General features: G+C 65.4%; 17 protein-coding genes. 3 read left to right on the plus strand and 14 right to left on the minus strand.

Annotated elements, in window-relative coordinates; genetic code table 11:
• Positions 1-145 precede the first annotated feature (145 nt).
• The 5 genes from KUV26_RS06725 to KUV26_RS06745 form a co-directional block, all read right to left on the minus strand.
• Entirely contained in the window at positions 146-964 is an 819-nt protein-coding gene (locus KUV26_RS06725; RefSeq protein ID WP_222507782.1) for an extensin family protein, read from the minus strand.
• Complete coding sequence (locus tag KUV26_RS06730; protein WP_222507783.1) at positions 961-1,881, minus strand: prephenate/arogenate dehydrogenase family protein; 921 nt, start codon at positions 1,879-1,881, stop codon at positions 961-963. Before KUV26_RS06730 ends, KUV26_RS06725 begins: the two co-directional genes overlap by 4 nt.
• Entirely contained in the window at positions 1,878-2,963 is a 1,086-nt protein-coding gene (gene hisC / locus KUV26_RS06735; protein WP_222507784.1) for a histidinol-phosphate transaminase, read from the minus strand. The genes KUV26_RS06730 and hisC overlap by 4 nt, the downstream gene beginning before the upstream one ends.
• A 121-nt stretch (positions 2,964-3,084) precedes the next feature.
• Complete coding sequence (locus tag KUV26_RS06740) at positions 3,085-4,731, minus strand: peptidoglycan-binding protein (protein ID WP_222507785.1); 1,647 nt, start codon at positions 4,729-4,731, stop codon at positions 3,085-3,087.
• A gap of 171 nt (positions 4,732-4,902) precedes the next feature.
• Entirely contained in the window at positions 4,903-6,327 is a 1,425-nt protein-coding gene (locus tag KUV26_RS06745; RefSeq protein ID WP_222507786.1) for an aminotransferase class V-fold PLP-dependent enzyme, read from the minus strand.
• A gap of 104 nt (positions 6,328-6,431) precedes the next feature.
• Here KUV26_RS06745 and KUV26_RS06750 point away from each other — a divergent pair, with 104 nt between their 5' ends.
• Positions 6,432-6,893: an Lrp/AsnC family transcriptional regulator gene (locus tag KUV26_RS06750; protein WP_222507787.1), complete on the plus strand. Its 462-nt coding sequence runs from the start codon at positions 6,432-6,434 to the stop codon at positions 6,891-6,893.
• Between the two features lie 43 nt (positions 6,894-6,936).
• On the opposite strand, the gene KUV26_RS06755 is transcribed toward KUV26_RS06750, so the two are convergent.
• From KUV26_RS06755 to KUV26_RS06770, 4 genes are all read right to left on the minus strand, one after another.
• Entirely contained in the window at positions 6,937-7,509 is a 573-nt protein-coding gene (locus tag KUV26_RS06755; RefSeq protein WP_222504947.1) for a PA14 domain-containing protein, read from the minus strand.
• A 151-nt stretch (positions 7,510-7,660) separates the two neighbouring features.
• Positions 7,661-8,281 (minus strand): 30S ribosomal protein S4, encoded by a 621-nt coding sequence (rpsD, locus tag KUV26_RS06760; protein ID WP_174148137.1) that lies wholly within the window; start codon positions 8,279-8,281, stop codon positions 7,661-7,663.
• Positions 8,282-8,498: 217 nt separating this feature from the next.
• Positions 8,499-9,560 (minus strand): Hint domain-containing protein, encoded by a 1,062-nt coding sequence (locus tag KUV26_RS06765; protein WP_222507788.1) that lies wholly within the window; start codon positions 9,558-9,560, stop codon positions 8,499-8,501.
• A gap of 203 nt (positions 9,561-9,763) precedes the next feature.
• A complete protein-coding gene (locus tag KUV26_RS06770) occupies positions 9,764-10,681 on the minus strand; it encodes a LysR substrate-binding domain-containing protein (RefSeq protein WP_222507789.1) in 918 nt (305 codons plus the stop codon).
• Between the two features lie 207 nt (positions 10,682-10,888).
• Here KUV26_RS06770 and katG point away from each other — a divergent pair, with 207 nt between their 5' ends.
• Entirely contained in the window at positions 10,889-13,105 is a 2,217-nt protein-coding gene (katG, locus tag KUV26_RS06775) for a catalase/peroxidase HPI (protein ID WP_222507790.1), read from the plus strand.
• A gap of 84 nt (positions 13,106-13,189) precedes the next feature.
• Here katG and KUV26_RS06780 read toward each other — a convergent pair whose 3' ends face one another.
• Entirely contained in the window at positions 13,190-15,655 is a 2,466-nt protein-coding gene (locus tag KUV26_RS06780) for a CoA transferase (protein WP_222507791.1), read from the minus strand.
• A 108-nt stretch (positions 15,656-15,763) separates the two neighbouring features.
• Between KUV26_RS06780 and KUV26_RS06785 the strand changes: the two genes are divergently transcribed.
• Positions 15,764-16,690 carry a LysR family transcriptional regulator gene (locus tag KUV26_RS06785; RefSeq protein WP_222507792.1) on the plus strand — a complete coding sequence of 309 codons (927 nt, stop codon included), beginning with the start codon at positions 15,764-15,766 and terminating at the stop codon, positions 16,688-16,690.
• A gap of 108 nt (positions 16,691-16,798) precedes the next feature.
• Here KUV26_RS06785 and KUV26_RS06790 read toward each other — a convergent pair whose 3' ends face one another.
• From KUV26_RS06790 to KUV26_RS06805, 4 genes are all read right to left on the minus strand, one after another.
• On the minus strand, positions 16,799-18,622 hold the full coding sequence (locus KUV26_RS06790) for a BCCT family transporter (protein WP_222507793.1): 1,824 nt from the start codon (positions 18,620-18,622) through the stop codon (positions 16,799-16,801).
• A 77-nt stretch (positions 18,623-18,699) separates the two neighbouring features.
• A complete protein-coding gene (locus KUV26_RS06795) occupies positions 18,700-19,710 on the minus strand; it encodes an Ldh family oxidoreductase (RefSeq protein WP_222507794.1) in 1,011 nt (336 codons plus the stop codon).
• Positions 19,711-19,722: 12 nt separating this feature from the next.
• A complete protein-coding gene (locus KUV26_RS06800; RefSeq protein WP_222504955.1) occupies positions 19,723-20,352 on the minus strand; it encodes a DUF3726 domain-containing protein in 630 nt (209 codons plus the stop codon).
• Positions 20,349-22,022 carry a hypothetical protein gene (locus KUV26_RS06805; RefSeq protein ID WP_222507795.1) on the minus strand — a complete coding sequence of 558 codons (1,674 nt, stop codon included), beginning with the start codon at positions 22,020-22,022 and terminating at the stop codon, positions 20,349-20,351. Before KUV26_RS06805 ends, KUV26_RS06800 begins: the two co-directional genes overlap by 4 nt.
• Positions 22,023-22,047: the final 25 nt, after the last annotated feature.

Raw genomic sequence — 22,047 nt, forward strand, 5'->3', positions numbered from 1 at the left:
TTGCAGGCAAACCCCAGTACACTTAACGCGCTTCAGCGAAGACCTGCGCTGAAGCGCTTGTCAGCAATAACCCCGCGCGCGGAGCGCGCCCGGCCCAAGGCTGTAATATGCCCGTCAGGGCATTTTCAGGCGCGGGAGCCAGCCGTCAGCGGCAATAGGTGCCGCCGCGGTGCCGGGCCACGTCGAGGTGGAAGTGGTCCTTGTGATAACGGTCGGACTCCGGTCCCAGCACGGTGCCGAAGGGGCCGCAGGCGGCGCGCCAGATCTTTTTCAGCTTTTTGCGGGTCTTGCGGTTCTGCCAGCCGCGCAGCACCGACACGGTCTCGCCGCTGGCGAGCGTAAAGCCGGAGATGTCGATGGCCCGCGCCTTGCCGTGCTCCGAAATCCTGGCGCCGGGGCGGTTGTTGCGGGTGCGGCAGGTGTAATGGGCCGCGACGCGCAGGGACACCACCTTGTTGCGGCGCCCGAAAGCGGTCTCGACCTCGCGGCGGATCCAGGTCTTGAGCGCGCGGGCGGTGTTGCAGGTCATCAGGGAGGCCTGGCTGAGCCGCACCCCGGCAATCTCGCGCACCCGCACCGCATCCTTGGCGCCGCAGCCGGGCAGCGTGCCCGAAACATGGCCGACATTGTCGCCCTGAATGCCGATGTCGCCGCAGACCGAGCCCTTGCGCAGCTGGCGGCGTTTGAACAGCACCTGTTCGGCAAGGCTGTCGGGCCGTCCCGACGGCAGCAGGGACTCGCCAGGTGCCAGCAGCGGCAGGTCCGCGGGCCGGGCTGCTGCTGCCAGACGCTGCTCCGATTGGGGCCGGGTTTCCGGCCGCATGCCGGATGCGGGCGCCCAAACGGCCCCGCTCCCCGCCTCTGCCGCCGCGTGCAGGGGCGCTTCCGGCGCGGTTTCCAGGGCCGAAGCCGCAGCTGCGCTGCCAACAATGGCGGCCAGCAGCAGAACGCCCGCGCGGCTCACTTCTTCTGCCCCCGGCCGAAATCCGGCGCATCGGTATCCTGACCCGCCTCGATGATGCTGCGCCGGATGGCACGGGTGCGGGTGAAGTAATCGTGCAGATGCGCGCCGTCGCCGGTGCGGATGGCGCGCTGCAGGGCAAAGAGCTCCTCGGTGAAGCGGCCGAGGATTTCCAGGGTGGCGTCCTTGTTGGTCAGGAACACATCGCGCCACATGGTGGGGTCCGAGGCGGCGATGCGGGTGAAGTCGCGGAAACCGGCGGCGGAGTACTTGATCACCTCGCTGTCGGTCACCCGGCGCAGGTCGTCGGCGACACCCACCATAGTGTAGGCGATCAGGTGCGGCGTGTGCGAGGTGACAGCCAGCACCAGATCGTGGTGATCGGCGTCCATCTCATCGACGTTGGCGCCCATCCCCTCCCACAGCGCACGCAGGCGGGCGGTGGCCTCCGGATCGGTGCCCTCGACCGGCACCAGCAGCGACCAGCGGTTGTCAAACAGTTCGGCGAAGCCGGATTCGGGGCCGGAATGCTCGGTGCCCGCCAGCGGGTGGGCAGGCACGAAATGCACACCCTCGGGAAGATGAGGCTGCACCGCCTCGATCACATGGCGTTTCACCGAGCCCACGTCGGAGACCGTGGCGCCGGTTTTCAGAACCGGCGCGATGTCCTCCATCACCGGCCCCATGGCGCCGACGGGGACGCAGAGCACCACCAGGTCGGCGTCCTGCACCGCCTCGCGCGCGCTGTCGCAGACACGGTCGCACAACCCGATGCGGCGGGCGGTGGCGCGGGTTTCCGCGCTGCGGGCGTAGCCGGTGACCTCGCCTGCCAGCCCGGCGCGTTTCATCGCCCAGAACATCGAGGACGCGATCAGGCCCAGGCCGATCAGCGCGACGCGGCCGTAGACTTGCCCGCTCATGCCTGGCCCTCTTTGAAGGCCTTCACCGCTGCGGCCACCCGGCGGCAGGAGTCTTCGTCGCCGATGGTGATGCGCAGTGCGGTGGGCAGGTTGTAGCCCGCCACCCCGCGCACGATCAGCCCCTGCGCCTGCAGGTACAGGTCGCAGGCCTCCGCTTCTGCCCGGCTGGTGAAGCGGGCCAGGATGAAGTTGGTGCTGGAGACATCCGAAGGCACGCCGAGTTCCGCCAGCGCATTGGCCAGCCAGGCGCGCCATTTGGCGTTTTCGGCGCGGCAGTGATCGACATAGTCCGTATCCCGCACCGAGGCCTCCGCCCCCGCCAGCGCGGTGCTGGAGACGTTGAACGGCCCGCGCACCCGGTTCAGCACATTGATGATCTCCTTAGGGCCGTAGCCCCAGCCGATCCGGGCGCCGCCCAGCCCGTAGATCTTTGAGAAGGTGCGGGTCATGAAGACGTTATCGCGGGACCGGATCAACGCGGCACCGGCATCAAACCCCTCAACGTATTCCGCATAGGCGCCGTCCAGCACCAGCAGCGCACCATCGGGCAAGCCATCGGCCAGGCGGGCCACCTCGGCCTCGCTGATCATGGTGCCGGTGGGGTTGTTGGGGTTGGCGATGAACACCAGCCTGGTCCGGGCGGTGCAGCCCGCCAGCAGCGCATCCACATCGGTGACCCGCTCGCGCTCCTTCACCTCCACCGGGGTGGCGCCGGCAGCCAGCGCGCTGATGCGGTACATGGCAAAACCGTGTTCGGTGTAAAGCACCTCGTCGCCCGGGCCGGCATAGGCCTGGCACAGGAAGGCGATGATCTCATCGCTGCCAGCGCCGCAGATGATCTGCTCCGGCTCGAGTCCGTGCACCTCGCCGATCGCCTGCCGCAAAGCGCCGTGGTCCGAGCTGGGATAGCGGTGCATATTGGCCGCCGCCTCCTGCATCGCCTGCACGGCGCGCGGGCTGGGGCCGAAAGGGTTCTCGTTCGAGGAGAGCTTCACAACATTGCTCACCCCTTTCACATGGGCAGCCCCGCCCTGATACAGAGCGATGTCCATGATACCGGGCTGCGGTGTGAGTTGGGTCATAATACGGGCTCCTTAATTCCAACCCGTCATAACGGCCCAATCGCTGGCGGGGAAGCACCAAGATGACGCTTCCCCCATGCTGCCGCCCCCGCCGGCAGCCTGCCCCAGCCGCAGGGCCGCGTTAATGCGCGGATGCAGACTTGGGCATGTTGCGCTTAGCCTCGGCCATGATGATCTTCTGGATCTTCTTACGCAGGTCCATATCCTTGCGCATCGCTTCATTGGCCTGCTTTTGCATCGTTGCAGCCGATTGCGAGCCGTCGGCGCCGTTCAGCGCCTCGCCCGCGTATTTGCTGAGCGTCTTGCCGGATATCTGCTTGGCGATCTCGCCATAGACCGCATCGCCGTGCAGCTTGATGAAATCCTCGGTGGCCTTGGTGCCGTATTTGGCGATCAGGTCCTTCTTGACCGCGCCTTCCATCGCGGCTGGCGCCAGCTTGGTCTTGAGGAAACTCTCCGCGCCGGAAGTGAAACCGGAGGAGAATTTCTCCAGCGCCTTGCCTGCGCCGGCAGACATGATGCCTGCGGTCAGGATCTTGGCAACGGATTCCTTGATTTCCTTGGAATTGGGCGGGCGGCCTTTTTCGATCAGCGGCTTTGCCAGGCCAATGGTCTCCTTCAGCGCCTCGGTCACCATGGCCTCCCCGGCCTTGGACTTCAGGAACTTCTCGAAGAAGACCTTGACCGCCTTCTTCGGCATCTCGCGCGACAGCTTGGAAGCCGCGGCCTTGGCCAGATCGTCGGCAAGCCCTGCGGACAGTTTGGACGTCAGCTTGCCGCCAGCAGCCCCTGCCAGCCCGGCGATAAAGCTGTCGATGAACACTTTCTTGGCCGCGTCATCCCATTTCACCTCATTGCCGGCCAGATGCTCGCCCAGCTGGCCGGCACTCGATTTCAGCGCCTCGGTGCTGGCGGCGGCGATGGCGTGGGCCTTCGCGGGCGACATGCCCTTGGTCGCCACCAAACGTGCGGTCATATAGGTTTCGACCACGGCAAAGGAGACCTCGCGCACCACTTCCAGCTTCCAGATGATGGCGCCGGCGGTGCTGATGCGCTGGTCGATGAATTTCTTGAAGGCCTTGCCGCCCTTGTTATAGGCCTTGGTCGCCTTGACGTCCTGCTTGTAGACCTTTTTCCAGTCCGGCTTCTTCTTGCTGGTCAGGGTCTTCAACAGGCTCGCCTCGGAGCGCGCGTTCAGGATCGCGGTCCAGGGCGGGTCGGTCTTGTCGTTGACCATGCTGACGGCGAATTCCGTCAGCGCATTCATAAAGGTCTCGTTGCCCTGACGGGTCTTTTCAACGTCATTGCAGAAATCCACCCAGGCTTCGGCCTGGCCGTACATCATTTCGGCCTTGGCCAGGAGCTTGCGCCGCAGCTCCTCCTGCCCGGATTCGAATTCGGCCACGGTGATCAGTTTTGTCTTGCCGTTCTCAACGACTTCGACCCGTTCGATCTTGGCGTCGGCGGACACCTGGGCGGCCAGCTTGGGCAGGCCTGCGTTCCAGGTCCGCATACCCGGGTCGACAATACCGTCGGGTTTCCTGAACCCCAGCTTCTTTTTCTGGAAATCGCGGATGGTGCTGATCAGTCCGGCATCGCATTTGGTGCTGATCTCGACGGAATAGCCGTTTGCCTTGAGCATCAGGCGGACCAGTTCGACATCCGCGGGGGCGTTCTTGACCGGTTTGAATTTGCTTTCGCCGGTCTTGGGGTCCGGTTTGGTGATGCGTTTCTTGTCACCAACAGGGGCAGAAAGCTTGAGGCCCATAACTTTGCTCCAACCAATTAACTACTGGTTCAAGCCTGCCACACCAATGCCAGCGCCGTCGCGGGGATTTGGAATAGACTTTCCCCCTTTTAATGGCAGGGGCCGGTGCCTACATATCACAAGCATGTGAGGTGCTTCCCCGGCGCGGGAAAGCACCCTTTCAGACTGAGTTCAGGCCGCCTGAGCCTTGAACCGCGCAGTCACGGGGTCGGCGTCATACCGCGCCGCAATCTCCTCCGCCTTCACCGACAGCTCATTGACGCAATCGATGATGTATTGCGCGGTCTCCTCCTCCATCAGGTAGGAGAAATTGAGCCGCACCCAGCCCGGCTTCTTCATTTCCTCGCCGGCCTGCAGGTCCGCAAACAGGGTTTCCGATTCCGGCCGGCTGATGCCCAGCAGGCGGTGCGCGTAGGGTCCGGCGCAGGCGCAGCCGCCGCGGGCCTGGATGCCGTAAACGTCGCTCAGCATGCGGGTGAACAGCTGCTGATGCACTGGGTTGCCCGTGCCGTCGGAGACCAGGAAGGAGAAGATCGGCAGCCGGTGCGCCGTGCGGTGGCCAAGTATGCGCAGCCGCGGGTTGGCGGACCAGCCGTCCCAGGCCATCTGCGCGAACTTCGCCTCGCGGACCTCGATTTGCGTCTGGTCCACCGCCTCCTTGACCAGAAACGCCAGGGCGGCGCGGATGTCGCCGATCACGTTGGGGGTGCCGGCCTCTTCGCGGGCGGCGAGGTCGCAGCTGTATTCATGCCGCCAGGGGGAGACAAAGCTGACGGTGCCGCCGCCGGGCCAGGAGGGGCAGCGGCGGCGCACGGCGGCGGTGTTGACGATCAGCACGCCGGAAGCGCCGGGACCGCCCGGGAACTTGTGAGGGGATACCACAACGGCGTCCTTGCGCGCAGCCCCGTTGCCGCCCATGTCGACCGGCAGATAGGGGCCGCCGCCGGCATAGTCCCAGACGGCCAGCGCACCATATTCGCGAAGCAGGCGGCTGACCGGGTCGGGACCGGTCACGATGCCGGTCACATTGGAGGCGGCTGAGAAGCTGCCGATTTTCAGATCGCTGTCCGCATGCTGCTGGAGCGCCATTTCCAGCGCCGCCAGGTCCGGGCCGCCCTCCTCCGCTTCGGGGATCTCCACCACTTCCGCCTTGCTCTCGCGCCAAGGCAGGATGTTGGAGTGATGCTCATAGGGACCGATAAAGACAACCGGACGGACAGCCTCATTGACACCGAACAGGCTGACCAGCCGGTTGAGGCCCGCGGTAGCGCCCGATCCGGTGAAGATCACCGCATCCTCCGCCGTGGCGCCGGTGATGCGGGCGATCTCGCTGCGCGCCTCGCGGCGCAGGCGGGTCATCTGCATGCCGCAGTAGGAGGCCTCGGTATGGGAATTGGCGTAGAAGGGCAGCACCTGGCCTGCCACGAAGTCCTCCACCTGGCGCAGCGCCCGGCCGGAGGCGACGTAGTCGGCATAGACCAGCGGCACCTCGCCATCGAGGCCGGGGATCATCACCCCGTCGCCGATCACGCTGCGGCCCAGGGTTCCGTCCTGTGCCGCTTGCCGGATTGTTTGTTTGAATGCTGCCAGGGTCATGTCGCGTCTCCGAATTCTGTGGAAGCATAATGAACGGCTCTTGGCGCAGAAACTTAATCATTTACTGAGTGGATTCCTAAATTTTTGTGTCATATGATCGTCCAATGAGCAAAAATGCAGACAAGATTGACCGCGCCATTCTGCGCGCTCTGCAAAGGGACGCCAGCCTGTCGCAGCGGGAGCTGGCGGACCAGGTGGGACTGTCGCAGAACGCCTGCTGGCGGCGGCTGAAAGCGCTGAACGACAGCGGGCTGCTGAAGGGCTCCACAGCGCGGCTGGACCGCAAGCAGCTGGGGCTGGATCTGGTGGTGTTCGTGCTGCTGCGGACCCGGCATCATTCGGCGGACTGGCTACAGAAATTCCGCCGCCATGTGCTGACCATTCCCGAGGTGGTGGATTTCCACCGCATCGGCGGCGACTACGACTATCAGCTGAAAGTGGTGACCGAGGACATGGCCAGCTACGACAGGGTCTATCAGCGGCTGATTTCAGGCGTCGAGCTGGACAGCGTGACCTCTTACTTCGCAATGGAGGCCATCGCCGAAGGGCGGCCGCTGCCCCTGTGAGGGCAAAGGCAGGGGGCGGCCCCCTGCCCTGCGGTTACGGCTGTCAGTGCCCGAAGGCGCTGTTTTTCATCCATTTCGGGCGCTTGCCGTCCGGCCCCATGCGCATATGCAGGCAGGCGGTGCCAAGGCGCTGGAAATAAAGGATATCGACCGGGTACCAGCCGGCCGAAGGCACCTCGACCTGGGTCACGATGGTGCTGTCGCAGGACTGGCGGCCGTCAAATTCCCCCACCACCTGGCCGCCGATCTTGGCCAGCAGGCCGTCGTTGGTCAGAAAATCGATGTTGTGGATGCCCGGCGTGTCCAGTTTCACATAGCCGGTGATGCGCGCCGCCACATGCATCGGCCGCTTGGCGGTCAGCGTGTTCTGCCCCTCCTCGGTATCGCGGTTGTCCAGGCCGGCAATCGGACGGCCCGGCTCGCTGCCGATTTTCAGCGCCGAGGAGGCTTCCGCCAGAGACTTCACGTCCTGCGGATAGGCGTAGACCACCGCCAGGCCGGGCTTGAGGCCGGAGGGCTGCGGATTTGCAGGTGTGAGTTTCAGCGGCGCGGCACCGGCTGCCGCCGCCAGAACCGTGAGCGCGGCGGCGGCCGCTGCTTTCATCAAGATCTTCATTGGTCACTCCCTGTCGTTTTGGATCAGGATAGTACCAATGGCCCTGCCGGACCACAGCTTTTGCACCGCCTGCCCCGGCACGGGGATACGCCAAAGGAAAAGGGCTGCCCAATGGACAGCCCTTCCGCCAGTTGCCCCGGGGGCAGCAGGCTTAGTTCTTGGCGTAGAATTCGACGACCAGGTTCGGTTCCATCACAACCGGGTACGGCACGTCGCCCAGCGACGGGGTGCGCACGAAGGTTGCGGTCATCTTGGAGTGGTCGGCTTCGATGTAATCCGGCACATCGCGCTCTGCCAGCTGAACGGCTTCCAGAACGGCAACCATCTGCTTGGACTTGTCGCGGACCTCGATCACGTCGCCTTCTTTGACGCGGTAGGAGGGGATGTTGACGCGCTTGCCGTTCACCAGGACGTGGCCGTGGTTGACGAACTGGCGGGCCGCAAAGACGGTCGGCACGAACTTGGCGCGGTAGACGACGGCGTCCAGGCGGCGCTCGAGCAGGCCGATCAGGTTTTCACCGGTGTCGCCCTTGACGCGCTCGGCTTCGCCGTAGATGCGGCGGAACTGCTTTTCGGTCAGGTCGCCGTAGTAGCCCTTGAGCTTCTGCTTGGCGCGCAGCTGGATGCCGAAGTCGGACAGCTTGCCCTTGCGGCGCTGGCCGTGCTGGCCCGGGCCGTAGTCGCGGCGGTTGACCGGGGACTTCGGGCGGCCCCAGATGTTTTCGCCCATGCGGCGGTCGATTTTGTACTTGGCAGACGTGCGTTTGGTCACGGCTGATCTCCTTCGTTTATGGTTTCGAAGGGCGTTGTCCTCTTGCCTTGCGGCATGACAGGGATCCCCTTGCGGGGGCCACCAACACCAATGAAGCCGCGCTTATATAGGGGGACGGGGCAGAGTCAACACGGCGACTGCCAATTTGCCTGGAAATCTGCAGACGGCAGCCGGATCCGCGCCCCGGATAGCGCCCCGGCCCTGATGCGTAAAGCCCTCAGGCTGCTTCATGCCCCAGAATCGCGGCTTCCGATGCGCTCAGATTGCGGCGGGCATAGGCGCCGTATGACAGCGGGTTGCGCTCCAGCTGCGGCTGCAGGCGGAACAGGCGCGCCCGGTCTGAATCACTGAGCGCGGTGAGCGACGCATTGGACGGGTGGAAGCTCTCGGTCTCCACCCCGTTGGCCCAGAGCACCTGGTGATCGGCCAGCATGAGGTGAATATAGGTGACCTCACGCACCGAGGCGTCCGGCTGGATGGTGCCGCCATTGACCAGATCGCTTGCTGCCACCAGCACTTCAGGCGTGTTGAACAGCGCCCGCACCCGGTCGCCGCGCAACAGCATACGATGATCCGGCGAGACCAGAAGCTCCTGTTCCGGCCGGTCTATGCCCAGCGCGCCGGCGTGAATGCGGATCGGCCGAAGCCGCGGCATGACAAAGAGCCGCGCGCCGCTGATCCGGCGGGAGCCGATCCAGAGGATCTCCTGGGCGCCGTTGTCACGGGTCTGGACCTTTTCGCCTTCGCGCAGCTGCTCGACCCGTTTCGGGCCGCTTGGCGTCGCGATGACCGTGCCAGGCGTGAAGCAGATCACCCCGCTTTCTCCCTGAGGCCGTTCGGCGCAAATGGTGCCCAGAGAATGATGCACAACCCACAGGTCGGTGCCGCGCGGCGGCAATTCGTCCACGAACATCAGCAGCGGACGCTGGTCCGGGCCGACCTCGATCAGGGTGACGGTGTAGCTTTGCACGCCGTTGGTCACGACAAAGCTGCTGTCCATCAGCGGCTCATCGACTTCCACCGCGTCCACGTCGGTGCGGTTCTGCACCGCAGCCCCCACCAGCCTGCGCACCGACCGCGCAGCCCGGCGCCGCAACTCTGCCTCGCCGTTTGCCATATCCAGCCGCAAAAGCCCCGCCGGCCCGTCCACCCGCACAGCATCGCCATGCCAGGACCAAGCCGCCCCCACATCCAGAGCGTCCACCGGTGCGGCCGGGAGGCCGTCAATCTCGGTTTGCGACCAGGAAACAACAAACGTGCCACGAAAGCCCGTTTTCATCTGCCTGTATGCCTGCTTCAATTTATAATTATTAACGAAACGTTAACAAAGCGGCGGGCGGCAGGAAACAATGAAGCGGATAAAATGGCTGTGAGCGTGCCCTTTACGCACCAATCCTCAAGCAGTTGAAGTTGACGCAAGGGCACTCAATCCAGAATGGTCCGCTGCCGGGCGCATCCGCTCCTCCGGTGCGGGACTGGGCGTCAGCGCATTGTTTCATAGGTGGAACGCAAGCTGTCTGCGGCCTGCCGGACCACGTCGGCGACCTGCATCAGCTGCCGTGCAAGCGGGTTGCTGCGGCGCCAAATCATGCCGATGGTGCGCGACGGCTGCGGATCGCGGAAGCGGGCCACCGAAACCACCGCGGACCGGGTCTCCACCGGAACGGCCATTTCGGGAATCAGCGTCACCCCGATTCCGGCGCTGACCATCTGCACCAGGGTGGACAGGGAACTGCCATCCAGCAGTTCCCGCGGAGCGGCGGATTGCATATTGCAAAAGGACAGCGCCTGATCCCGGAAGCAATGCCCCTCCTCCAGCAGCAGCAGGCGCATCTCGCGCAGACCCTCGGGGCCGGGCACCGGGGTGCCCGCATCCGCGCCGGGGCGCACCAGAACAAAGTCCTCGGAGAACAGCGCCACCTCCTCATAAGAAGGCTCTGAGACAGGCAGCGCCACAATGGCCGTATCCAGCCGCCCCTCGCCCAGCTCTTCCAGCAGCTTGGGGGTCACGGTTTCACGCACACGGACGTCCGCCTCCGGGTACTGCCGGGTCAGGTTCCCGACGATGGAGGGCAGCAGGTATGGCGCAATTGTGGGAATCACCCCGATCCGCAGCCGTCCCGCCAGGCCGTCGCGCGACGCGCGCGCCAGTTCGCCCAGCTCATCCACCGAGCGCAGGATGCCGCGCACCCGCAGGGCGAGATCCTCTCCAAAACTGGTGAGCCGGACCTGGCGCGCAGCGCGCTCCACCAGCTGCACCCCCAGCTCCTCCTCCAACTCCTTGATCTGAACAGACAAAGCCGGCTGAGAAACGGCGCAGGCATCTGCTGCCCGGCCGAAATGGCGGTGCAGGGCCAGCGCCTCGAAATAGCGCATCTGGCGGAGGGTCACGTTTATCATAGGATTTCATTATCACTGTGATGAATAAATGCAACTTATCCCAATGGATTTTCCCTGCTAGCCTCATTCCGAGGAAGACAGGGAGACCCGGAAGGCGCAGTTCTGCCCCGCTTGCATTTTCAGGCGGCGCGCAGGCTGCCGGACTGGTTTCCAGGCCCTTCCGCCACATCGCAGTTCAACTGTTTGAAGCCACGATCGGAGAAGATAATGGACGGAAATACCCCCGCAGGAAAATGCCCGGTTATGCACGGCGCGGCGCTGAACGCCAGCGGCGGCGGCACCTCGAACCAGGATTGGTGGCCGAACCAGCTGAACCTGAAGATCCTGCATCAGCATTCGCCCAAGTCGAACCCGATGGGGGCGGATTTCAATTACCGCGAAGAATTCAAGAAGCTCGACCTGGAAGCGGTGAAGAAGGACCTGTTCGCGCTGATGACCGACAGCCAGGACTGGTGGCCTGCGGACTACGGCCACTACGGCGGGCTGTTCATCCGCATGGCCTGGCATAGCGCAGGCACCTACCGCACCGCCGACGGGCGCGGCGGCGGCGGCACCGGCAATCAGCGCTTCGCGCCGCTGAACTCCTGGCCGGATAACGGCAACCTGGACAAGGCGCGCCGCCTGCTGTGGCCGGTGAAGCAAAAGTACGGCAACAAGATTTCCTGGGCCGATCTGATGATCCTGGCAGGCAACTGCGCCATCGAATCGATGGGCGGCCCTGTGTTCGGCTTTGGCGGCGGCCGTGAGGACGTCTGGGAGCCCGAGGAGGACGTGTATTGGGGGGCCGAAACCGAGTGGCTGGCCACAAGCGACCAGCCCAACAGCCGCTATTCCGGCGACCGGGAACTGGATAATCCGCTGGCCGCGGTGCAGATGGGCCTGATCTACGTGAACCCGGAAGGCCCCGACGGCAACCCGGATCCGGTTGCCTCGGGCCTGGACGTGCGCGACACCTTTGCGCGCATGGGCATGAATGACGAGGAAACCGTGGCGCTGGTGGCGGGCGGCCACACCTTCGGCAAAGCGCATGGCGCAGGCAATCCGGACCTGGTGGGTGCAGAACCGGAAGCAGGCGAGATGGAGCTGATGGGCTTTGGCTGGATCAATGCGCATGGCGCCGGCAAAGGCGGCGACACCACCACATCGGGCATTGAAGGGGCCTGGAAGCCGAACCCGACCACCTGGGACATGGGTTATTTCGACGTGCTGTTCGGCTATGAGTGGAAACTGGTCAAAAGCCCGGCCGGCGCCAACCAATGGCAGGCGCAGGACGTCAGGCCGGAGCACATGGTGGTGGATGCCCACGATCCCGGCAAGACGCACCCGCCGATGATGACAACCGCCGACATGTCGCTGCGGATGGACCCGGTCTATGAGAAGATCTCGCGCGATTTCCATGCCAATCCGGAGAAATTCGCCGATGCCTTCGCCCGCGCCTGGTTCAAACTGTGCCATCGCGACATGGGGCCGAAGTCGCGCTATCTGGGGGCGGACGTGCCTGCGGAAGACCTGATCTGGCAGGATCCGGTGCCGGCGGTGGATCACGCGCTGGTGGACGCGCAGGATATCCCGCAGCTGAAAGCGGCGATCCTTGATACCGGGCTTTCGGTTTCAGAACTGGTCTCCACCGCCTGGGCTTCGGCTGCAACCTTCCGCGGCTCGGACATGCGCGGCGGCGCCAATGGCGGCCGTATCCGGCTGGCGCCGCAGAAGGACTGGGAGGTGAACGAGCCCGGGAAGCTGGCCAAAGTGCTGTCGGCGCTGGAGCAAATCCAGGGCGAGTTCAACGCCAAGGCGTCCGGCGGCAAGAAAGTGTCGATGGCGGACCTGATCGTTCTGGCCGGCGGCGCCGCGGTTGAGGAAGCCGCCAAGGCGGCAGGCCACCCGGTTGAGGTGCCTTTCACCCCCGGCCGCACCGACGCCAGCCAGGAGCAGACCGACATCGAGGGCTTTGCGGTGCTGGAGCCGGAGGCCGACGGGTTCCGCAATTACCTGAAGACCGAATACAGCGTGCCCGCCGAAAAGATGCTGGTGGACCGTGCGCAGCTGTTGACCCTGGGCGCGCCGGAGATGACCGCACTGGTCGGCGGCCTGCGGGTGCTGGGCGCCAATCACGGCGGGTCCAAGCACGGGGTGTTCACGGACCGTGTTGGCGTGCTGAGCACCGATTTCTTCACCAATATCCTGGATATGGGTGTGGAGTGGAAACCGGCAGCCGACGGCACCTATGAGGGCCGCGACCGGGCCAGCGGGGCGGTGAAGTGGACCGGCACCCGCGCGGACCTTGTGTTCGGCTCGAACTCGCAACTGCGGGCGCTGGCGGAAGTCTATGCGCAGTCGGACAACGAAGCCGCCTTTGTGCGCGACTTCGTGGCGGCCTGGGTCAAGGTGATGAACGCCGACCGCTTCGACCTGGCAGCCTAAGCCGCCGGACCGGACAGGTGAAAGGGCGTCCCGGCATTTCCGGGGCGCCTTGCCTTTTGCTTGTACTGCGTGCCGGTGCCCGGATCACTCCGGCAGGTATTTCTCAGACCAGCGCTCCCCGGCTGCGCCACTGGCGATCATCGCTTCCGTTTCGCCGGCAGAGTAGCCAAGCCGTGCCAGGATCGCCCGGGTATGGGCACCGTATTTGGGCGCGGACCCGGGGATGGTGATCCGCCCGGCCTGCGGGCGCACCGCGTTGGGCGCCACCAGATCGCACCATCGCCCCATCGGGTGCCGGTCGTGGCGGATCACCCGGAAGGTTGCCTGCGTCAGATCGATATTGCCGGCGGTTTCCAGCTGCAGCGCCGCGTCGCGGGTGTCATGCAGCGAGGACAGCGGCACTGCCGTTGCCGAGGTACCGGCAAAGGCCGCGCGCCAATGCGGCAGCGGCTGCGACCTGAAGCGTTCAGACAGCGCCGCGTGCAGCTGGTCCTCCGGCAGCTCTGCCAGATCCGCCAGTTCCGGGACCCGCGCCAGGGTGGCAGTCCGTTCGGTGGGGGCGGCGAAGAAGAACCAGCAGTCCGCCGCCTGATAGCAGTGGTAGAACGCCCCCCAACCCAGCGCCGCGCGGCCCGAGGGCTCGTCAAAGGGCGCCCTGCCCTCATGGTCATACATGAACTGCGCCTGGATCAGGTTGCCGGCCGCCGCCAGCGAGGCACGCGCCACCCCGCCCTTGCCGGTTTCGTTCAGCCGCAGCAGGGCACCGCCCAGGGCCACGCAGGCGCAGAAGCCGGTCAGCACGTCGATGGTGCCGAAATGGGCGTGTTCTTCGGGCGTTTCCATGCCGCCGCCAAAGCGCAGCATCACCCCGGTTGCGGCCTGCGCCAGATCGTCATAGCCGAGATGGTCGGACTTCGGCCCGCGCATCGGGCCGCCGAAGGCATCGAGCTGCACCAGGATCAGACGCGGATTGATCTGTTCCAGCCGTTCCGGCGACAGTCCCAGATGATCCCGCTGCTGGTCGGTGCCGTTCATGGTGATGACATCGGCTTCGGCGATCAGCCGGGTCAGCGCCTCCTGCCCTTGTTCACTGCGCAGGTTCAGCAGGATGCTCTCCTTGCCGCGCTGCGCGTGGATCCCAAAGACGACGGTGTTCCAGGGGTCGACCGACGGGTCCACCGGCTGCACCAGCGTCACCTCGGCGCCGTAGCGTGCCAGGGTCGAGCCGATGGTCGGCCCGGCGATCACATTGGTGAGGTCCAGCACTTTCAGCCCGTCGAGCCAGCCCTTGCCCGCCTGCCCGCCGGCCCCGCCGCGCTCCGGCTCCGCCAGCAGCGCCGCCAGGTCTGCCTCCGCCGCACTGGATTTCCGTGCCGCGCCCTCGTCGCCGGACAGCCAGGCCACATTGCCCATCTGCTGCATCAGCCCGTGCCTGGCGTCCTCCACTTGCAGGATCAGCCCCGACGCCAAGGCGTGCGGGTCGTGCAGCCATTCGCTGGTGAAGCGCTGCGCGGTGGCGGGTGCCTTGGCGGCGCCGAACAGCTCCTCCCACTCGTGGGAAGGTTTGGTCAGGAAAGCCGCCTTCATCGCCGAGGACACCCGTTCCCGGTCGGACGCCCCCACCGGGTAATTTCGCATCGACCATTCGGCGGGCCAGTCCCTGGTATCAAGGTAGGCGGAGAAATCCGGCAGTTCGTCCGCCAGATCCTTAAGCCCCAGGGTCTCCAGAACCCGGCGCGGATGGGTGGCGACCGAGCCGCTCACCACATAGAAGCCGCGCCCGTCAGCGCAGGTATAGGTGCGGTAGAACGGGTCGAGGAATTCCGACAGCTCCTCGAACTTCAGGTTCATCGGCAAGCCTTCGGCTTCGCGGCGGTCCAGCTCTACCTCGCGCGGGGATTTGTAGCGCGCGGGGTAGTCTTCGATCTGTTCGCAGTTATAGACCAGCCCCTCCAGCAGCGCGGCGGCCAGCGGCACCTCGATATGGTCGCCGCCGTTCTGCTCGCGGGCGTTCAGGGCAAACAGCACCGACATGGCGCCGAAACTGGCACCATAGGCCGAAGCCAGGGTCAGCGGCGAGAAGGACGGGTTGATGCCCATCAGGCGGCGGTTCAGGCCCATGTCTGTGAACTGGCCGGTGTAGGCGGCGATCACCGCCTCCCAGGCAGGCAGGTCCGACAGTTCCGGATCGGTGGAAGCAAAGCCCGGCATCGACAGATAGACCAGCCGGCTGTTGGCGGCCCGCAGTGCCTCCGGCCCCAGGCCGAGGCGCTGCATCACACCGGGGCGGAAGTTCTCGATCACCACATCTGCGCGCTTGGCCAGCTCAATGGCAGCGGCGCGGCCTTCGTCCGACTTCAGGTCCAGCTCCAGCGCCTGCTTGCCCCGCGACAGCATGTCGAAGGCCGGGCCGTCAAACCCGGTGCCGCCCGGTGGGGTGATGCGGATCACCTCGGCGCCCATGTCGGCCAGCATCATGCCGGTCAGCGGGCCGGCCAGGTAATGGCCGAAGTCGAGAACGCGGATATGGGAAAGGGGGCGCTGCGGCATTGGAGGGGCCTCTGACTGTTACGGTATGCTGTTTTGCTTGACGCAGATTATCCTTGCGCGCGGCGATATCCACTGGCCTAGAAGCTATGCTTCCCATAACAATTTATTATGCAACGCTCGATACGCCCTACCTCCGGATCGCTGAACTCCCTCCTGGTTCTGGAGGTCGCCGTGCGGCATGCCAGCTTGTCCCGCGCCGCCGCTGAGCTGGGGATGAGCCAGCCCGCCGTGTCGCGCCACATCTCCACCTTGGAGGGGCGGTTGCGCCAGCCGCTGTTCGAGCGCAACAACAACCGGATCGCGCCCACGGCCAATGCAACCCGGCTGGCAGACGCGGTGGCGCTGGGGCTGGGCCATGTGGATCAAGCCTGGAGCGAAGTGCTGGCGGCGCCGGAGACGGACGAGGTCACACTGGCCTGCACCTTCGGGTTTGCCGATCAATGGCTGATGCCGCGCTACTCGGATCTGCGCGCCAGCCTGGGCGGCACGAGAGTCAGGGTGGTGACGACGGATCAGCTCGGCGATATCGATCTCAGCCGTCTGGATGCGGCGGTGGTGTGGGACCCGGCGCGGATGCCGGAGCGGCCGTATTTTCCGTTGGTACCGGCGGAAACTTTTCCGATCTGCAGCCCCGGCTTTCTGGAGGCATATCCGGAGGCGGCTGAGAACCTGTCCGCGCTGCCGCCGAACCTGTTCCTGCATTTCGACACCGGCACTTCGGGGTTCCTGACCTGGCGGGGCTGGTTTGAGCAGGCAGGGCTACCACAACCGCGCTTTGGCAAAGCACCTGAATTCGACGCCTATCCGTTCCTGCTGCAATCGGTGCGGCGCGGCGAAGGAATCGGGCTGGGCTGGACCGGGATCGCCGACAATGCCCTGGCCTGCGGCGAGGTGCTGAGGCTGGGGCCTGCGGTTTCGGACAGGCCGTACAGCTATTTCGTGCAGCATCGCGCGCCAGCCGCCAGCAGCAGCGCGCTGGAGCAACTGCTGGACTGGTTCAGGTGTCAGTCGCCGCTGCTGCAAAGCCAGCCATAACAGAGCAGAAAAAAGCCGGAGGATGGCTCCTCCGGCTTCCCCGCCCCCCCGGAGGGAGGCTGTTTTTTTACACCGGGCACACCGCAGCTGCGTTGCCCGGTGCAGGGTTTATTCGGCCGGAGCCGCGGCCTTCTCGCGCTGGCCGTCGCGGAACAGCGCCTTGGCCAGCGAAATGCACATCAGTCCCATGACCATGGTGAACGGCAGAGCACCGATTATCATCGCGCTCTTCAGCGCTTCCATCGGGTCTGCTGCGCCATTGGTCTTGCCTGCGAACAGCAGGGTGCCGATGACGGCGGTCAGAATCAGGCCCCAGACGATCTTGTGCTTGTTGCCGATGTTCTGGTCGCCGCCGGACATGATGGTGTTCATCACCAGGATGCCGGAGTCCGCCGAAGTGACCAGGAAGGTCATGATCAGAACCACGCACATGATGGTGATGCCGGACAGCAGGCCGCCGTCGATCATGCTCTGCAGGGTCACGAACAGCTTGGCGGTGTTGGAAGCGCCGATGATGGCGCCTTCTGCCGCGCCGGACACTTCCAGGTCGATGGCGGTGCCGCCGAGGATGGCCATCCAGGCAAAGCAGACCATCGCCGGCGCGATCACGCAGCCGAGGATGAACTCGCGCACCGAGCGGCCGCGCGAGATGCGTGCCAGGAACAGGCCGACGAAGGGCGAGAACGCGATCCACCAGGCCCAGTAGAAGGTGGTCCAGCCGGCCTGCCAGCCGAACTGGCGCTGCGGCTCGCCCGCTGCATAGGCTGCTGCCAGAACCTCGTCGGACAAGGTAGCGGCTTCGCCTTCCAGGCCGGATTTGAAGCCGTCGAAAGAGCCCCAGGCATTGGTCGCGCCACCGCGCAGAGCATCTGCGTAGGGGGCTGCGTCAGCGGGAAGCGCTGCGGCGAACTCAGCCGGCGATTGCGGTCCGTAGGCACCGAAGCTCAGCGAGGTGAAGTGCAGGATGTAGTCCACGAAAGCCGACGCATAGGTGGTCATTGCGAACATGAAGGAGCCAAAGACCACGAAGGTCAGCAGCAGGATAATCGACAGAACCAGGTTCAGGTTCGACAGATACTTCACGCCGCGGCCGACGCCGGAAACTGCCGAAACGACCGACAGGCCCATGATCGCGAACAGGCCGGCCAGCAGGCCAACGGTGCCAGGCGCAGGCACTTCGCCGCTCATATCCATCATCCATTCCATGCCGGTGATGGCATAAACGCCGTCCACGAACTGCGACACGCCGAAACCGATGGTCACGGAGACGCCCAGGATGGTGGCGACAACCCCCAGCACGTCAACGACGTGGCCCAGGAAGCCGTTCATCAGCTTGCCGAACAGCGGCGTCAGCGCGGTACGGATGGTCAGCGGCATGTCGCGGGTATAGGCGTAGTAGGCCAGCGACAGGCCGGTCACAACGTAGATCGCCCAGGCGTGGAAGCCATAGTGCAGGAACGTGTAGCGGAAGCCCGACTGGATGGCTTCTTCGGTGTTCGGTGTCACTTCCTGCGCAAGCACCACCGGGTTAGAGCCCCAGAGGCCCAGAGGTTCCGCGGTGGCGAAAACCATCAGGCCGACGCCCAGGCCGGCGCCGAACATCATCGAGAACCAGGAGAAATCGGAGAACTCCTTGCCCTGGCCCGGCCCCCCCATAATCCGCTTACCGGTTTGCGGCAAGGCGGCGACCACAAACAGGAAAAAGGCGAAGAAACCGACGATGATGATGTAGAAGGCGTTGAAATCCTCAAGGATCCGCCAGTTGAGGCTGCCCAGCACGCCAGTGGCGTTTGCCGGCCAGACCAGGGCCCAGAGAACCAGGGCGACCATGATCCCCTTGCTGAGCAAGGCGATCTCGACGCTGTGCCCCTTATAGAAGCCATCGTCGGAGGTCTTGATCTCCAGATCCGTAAAAGGTTGCTTTATTGACATGCGTTTCCTCCCGTTTCGCACGTGCCGCACCTGGGTGCGGATGGTCCGGCGGTTCGCGCGACCGCCGGTATCTGGCGTCAGCCCAGCAGGGCTTCGATCCTGGCCAGTGTTGCTGCACTGACCGCGACGCCGTCCTTGCGGGCCTGCAAGCGCTTTGCCCGCCGCCCGTCTCCGGGCAGGTGTGCGCCCTCTTGCCCGCGCACCGCTTCCACGATTCCGGCCATTCCAGTGCGAAAGCCGTCATTTGATGTCGCTGCCGGGTCGATTGCGATGAACATCTGGCCGGTTTTCGGCGGGCCGCCCGCGGTGCCGGAGAACGGCGAGGCATTGATGCCGAGGGTGGCGCCGGTCAGCGCGGCGGCCATGATTTCGGTCAGCAGCGCCACGCCGACGCCCTTGTAGCCGCCCGAGGGCGCCATCGAGCCCTTGAGGCCGGCGTCCGGATCGGTGGTCGGATTGCCATCGGCATCCAGCGCCCAGCCCAGCGGGATCTCCTTGCCTTCGCGGGCGTGTTTCATCACTTCGCTTTTGGCGATGGTGCTTGCGCTCTGGTCGATCAGCATCTCCGGTTCGCCGCCTTCGCCCGGCACCGCAACCGAGAACGGGTTGGTGCCGACCACCGGCTTCTTGCCGCCTGACGGCGCAATCGACGCCGGCGCATTGGTAAAGCCCAGGCCGACCAGCCCGGCGCGGGCCAGGCGGGCGGTGTGATAGCCCAGCACCCCGCAGTTATAGCTGTTGCGGATCGCAAGCACCGCAATGCCCTGCTCCCTGGCGGCCGGGATCAGCTCCTGAAACCCCATGTCGATGGCGGAATGGGCAAAGCCGGTGGCTGCGTCGACTGCCACGACGCCGGGACGCGGGCGGCTCAGCACCGGTGCCGCCTGCCCGTCCACCTTGCCGCATTGCACGTGCTCGGCGTAGATCGGGATATAGGCAAGGCCGTGGCTGGCCACGCCGTCCGCTTCGGTTGCCGCGGTCGCGACGGCCAGCGGCCGGGCATTGGCCTCGGACGTGCCTGCTGCCACCAGGGCGCGGAAGGACAGGTCCTCGATTTCAGCAAGGGTCATGGTTCTGGTTTCGGTCATGTCGATGCCTCTTCAGTCGTTGTCCGACAACCCGGCGCCGGCGCCGAGACGGCGCGACTCCTCGGTGGCCGGAGCGTAGGTTTTATGGGCGAAACGGTTGAGAACGGCCCAGGCCGCCTCCTCCGGTTCCGCGCGGGTGCAGTTGGGGTTTGCGCTTGCGAGGCTTCCCGCAGCGCGGATGGTCAGCTGTGCCGCCGTATCCGGCAGTGCGCCTTCGCACCGCAAGCCGATGCCATCGGTGACAGCCTGGAAGCCCTCCCCCTCGACGGTGACGCAGACGCCTATCTGGCGTGCGGCCATCGCAGCAAACGGAAGGATCATTGCAGGCCGGAACACCGGTCCGGCTTTCAGCGGCGCCTGCAGCAGCCGCGCCGCACAGTCGGACAGGGCCGCACCGGACGCCAGCGGGCACAGCGGCGCTTGCGCAAGCCAGTCCCCTTGCAAGTCTTGCGGCACATGGGCGGGCAGACCGGCGGCAAAGCCTGCGTCCAGCACCCCCGCCAGCACTGCGGCCCCGTCCAGCCCCTGCGCGCAGAGCCAGCGGGCGGCTTTCGCGGCTTCCTCGGCCAGGCCCCAGTCATAGCCTGCGCCGCGGGCGGCGCGTTTGGCGGTGGCTTCCACTTCGTTCAGCGCATAGCTCATTGGTCGGCCTCCGGATAGACCCACAGGTCGGCGTTGGCGGTGGTCAGGTCTTCGGGATACGGCGCGCCCGCATACATGCAGATCCGCACCCAGCGGTCGGAGCGCGGGTCGAAATGCGTCGCCCCGAAGAACGACAGCTTGGCCCGCAGCATGTCGATCGGCAGCACCCTGTCGCTGATGGTGTTGCTGCGGATCTCGCCATAAGGCGCGGCCTGGCTCATCTGCGCCCGGCGCACGGTGTGGCGGTGTTCCGGGTGGTGCAGCAGAAAGGCCGCAACCGGCGCGTCCGCGTCCCAGCCCGCCAGCGCCGCATGGGCGGCCGCTGCGTCCCGGGCCGGGGCCAAGGGCTGCTCGTAGTCGGCAATCGGCTCTTCAAAGCGCTCGCCCATGCGCGGCTCGAGCTTCTCTTCCGAGACATACCAGGCCCGGGCGCAGTTTTCCCGGGCGCTCCAATCCAGCTCCAGCGCCCAGCCGAAACTGTTCATGATCAGCTCCCGCACACGTGCAACCGGCATTGCGCCGTCGATGATGAACGCGTCCTTGTTGGTATCCGCCATGCAGTCGGACAGGCCGTCCACCAGCTCGGCATAGGGCTCCAGGATCAGCGAGGCCGCCAGTTCCTGTCCTTCCAGACCCAGCGCGTCCTCGCTCCAGCGGATCAGGCGGTCCCAGGGGCGGTTGCCGAGCAGATCATCCGCGGCCACCCAGGCGGCAAGCGCCTCAAGATCCTTGGCCAGGCCTGCCAGCTTCTCGAGCTGCACCGGGTGTTCCGAGTGCCACCGGGCTGCCGACAGTTCGCTCCGCCGCAGCATCCGGCGGAAAAAATCCGCTGCCTCCGGTGTGGCGGTTTCGACCGAGCGCACCCGGGCAATCGCCTCCTCCCGCGCCATGATCCAGTTGTTGAACAGCACCGGGTGGTTGACGATGTAGGGCGCCATGCCGAGGCCGGTGGAATTGCCGATGCCCAGCCGCCGCGCAGTTCCGGGCGCCAGCGGCACCGCCTGATCGCCGCCCTTGGCACGGGCCATGTGCTCGACCAGATCACGCACAAAGACCCGCGTCAGATAGACCGACAGCATCTCGGCCTGGAACGGGGTGCTGAGTTCGGGGCGGTCGGCAATCGCCTCCCGGTCGGCAGCACCCAGCTTGCCGGAGCCGTAGACGGCGGTGGTCCGCATCAGATAACCGACAGCCTCCACCTGGGCCGGGTCCGGCTGGCGGCCCTGGGACAGCGCGTCGACGAAATGCGCCCACAGGCGCACGGAGCGGTTTGCCCGGGACACCGACAGCGACTTCTCGTCGACCCGTCCGGCTTCCTGGTACGGCACATTCTTTGCGAGCCGCGCGATGTCCGCATCCGTTGGCACCCCGTCGAACAGGGTAAAGGTCGCATCCCAGGCAGTGGCGATCACCCGGTCCGAGCGCATTTCCGGCGGCAGGTCGTGGGCAAAGGCGATCAGCGAATAGGTGCGCGCGGGGCCGGTGGCGGTATAGACCGCCACGCCCACACCCTTGGCGTCGATATCGAACTTGGGCCGCGCAAAACTCCAGTTCTCGCGGGCCATCCGGCGGGTCAGCACCCGCATGAAGGACAGCCGGGACTGGTGCAAGGATCCAAGCCGCGCAAGGCGCATAACCCGGTCCGGATCGCGGCGCGCAATATCGCTCATAGAAGTGGCCCCCAGTTGGAGTTAC

Origin of the sequence: Leisingera daeponensis, from assembly GCF_019801465.1 — a bacterium.
Classification (GTDB): Bacteria; Pseudomonadota; Alphaproteobacteria; order Rhodobacterales; family Rhodobacteraceae; genus Leisingera; species Leisingera daeponensis_A.

Excerpts from the sequence above, each read along its gene's own strand:
- KUV26_RS06745 (WP_222507786.1), bottom strand. The coding sequence starts at position 6,327 with ATGACCCTGGCAGCATTCAAACAAACAATCCGGCAAGCGGCACAGGAC.
- hisC (WP_222507784.1), bottom strand. The coding sequence starts at position 2,963 with ATGACCCAACTCACACCGCAGCCCGGTATCATGGACATCGCTCTGTAT.
- KUV26_RS06800 (WP_222504955.1), bottom strand. The coding sequence starts at position 20,352 with ATGAGCTATGCGCTGAACGAAGTGGAAGCCACCGCCAAACGCGCCGCC.
- KUV26_RS06780 (WP_222507791.1), bottom strand. The coding sequence starts at position 15,655 with ATGCCGCAGCGCCCCCTTTCCCATATCCGCGTTCTCGACTTCGGCCAT.
- KUV26_RS06790 (WP_222507793.1), bottom strand. The coding sequence starts at position 18,622 with ATGTCAATAAAGCAACCTTTTACGGATCTGGAGATCAAGACCTCCGAC.
- KUV26_RS06740 (WP_222507785.1), bottom strand. The coding sequence starts at position 4,731 with ATGGGCCTCAAGCTTTCTGCCCCTGTTGGTGACAAGAAACGCATCACC.
- KUV26_RS06750 (WP_222507787.1), top strand. The coding sequence starts at position 6,432 with ATGAGCAAAAATGCAGACAAGATTGACCGCGCCATTCTGCGCGCTCTG.
- KUV26_RS06785 (WP_222507792.1), top strand. The coding sequence starts at position 15,764 with ATGCAACGCTCGATACGCCCTACCTCCGGATCGCTGAACTCCCTCCTG.
- KUV26_RS06730 (WP_222507783.1), bottom strand. The coding sequence starts at position 1,881 with ATGAGCGGGCAAGTCTACGGCCGCGTCGCGCTGATCGGCCTGGGCCTG.
- KUV26_RS06795 (WP_222507794.1), bottom strand. The coding sequence starts at position 19,710 with ATGACCGAAACCAGAACCATGACCCTTGCTGAAATCGAGGACCTGTCC.
- KUV26_RS06770 (WP_222507789.1), bottom strand. The coding sequence starts at position 10,681 with ATGATAAACGTGACCCTCCGCCAGATGCGCTATTTCGAGGCGCTGGCC.
- KUV26_RS06805 (WP_222507795.1), bottom strand. The coding sequence starts at position 22,022 with ATGAGCGATATTGCGCGCCGCGATCCGGACCGGGTTATGCGCCTTGCG.
- KUV26_RS06765 (WP_222507788.1), bottom strand. The coding sequence starts at position 9,560 with ATGAAAACGGGCTTTCGTGGCACGTTTGTTGTTTCCTGGTCGCAAACC.
- KUV26_RS06755 (WP_222504947.1), bottom strand. The coding sequence starts at position 7,509 with ATGAAGATCTTGATGAAAGCAGCGGCCGCCGCCGCGCTCACGGTTCTG.
- katG (WP_222507790.1), top strand. The coding sequence starts at position 10,889 with ATGGACGGAAATACCCCCGCAGGAAAATGCCCGGTTATGCACGGCGCG.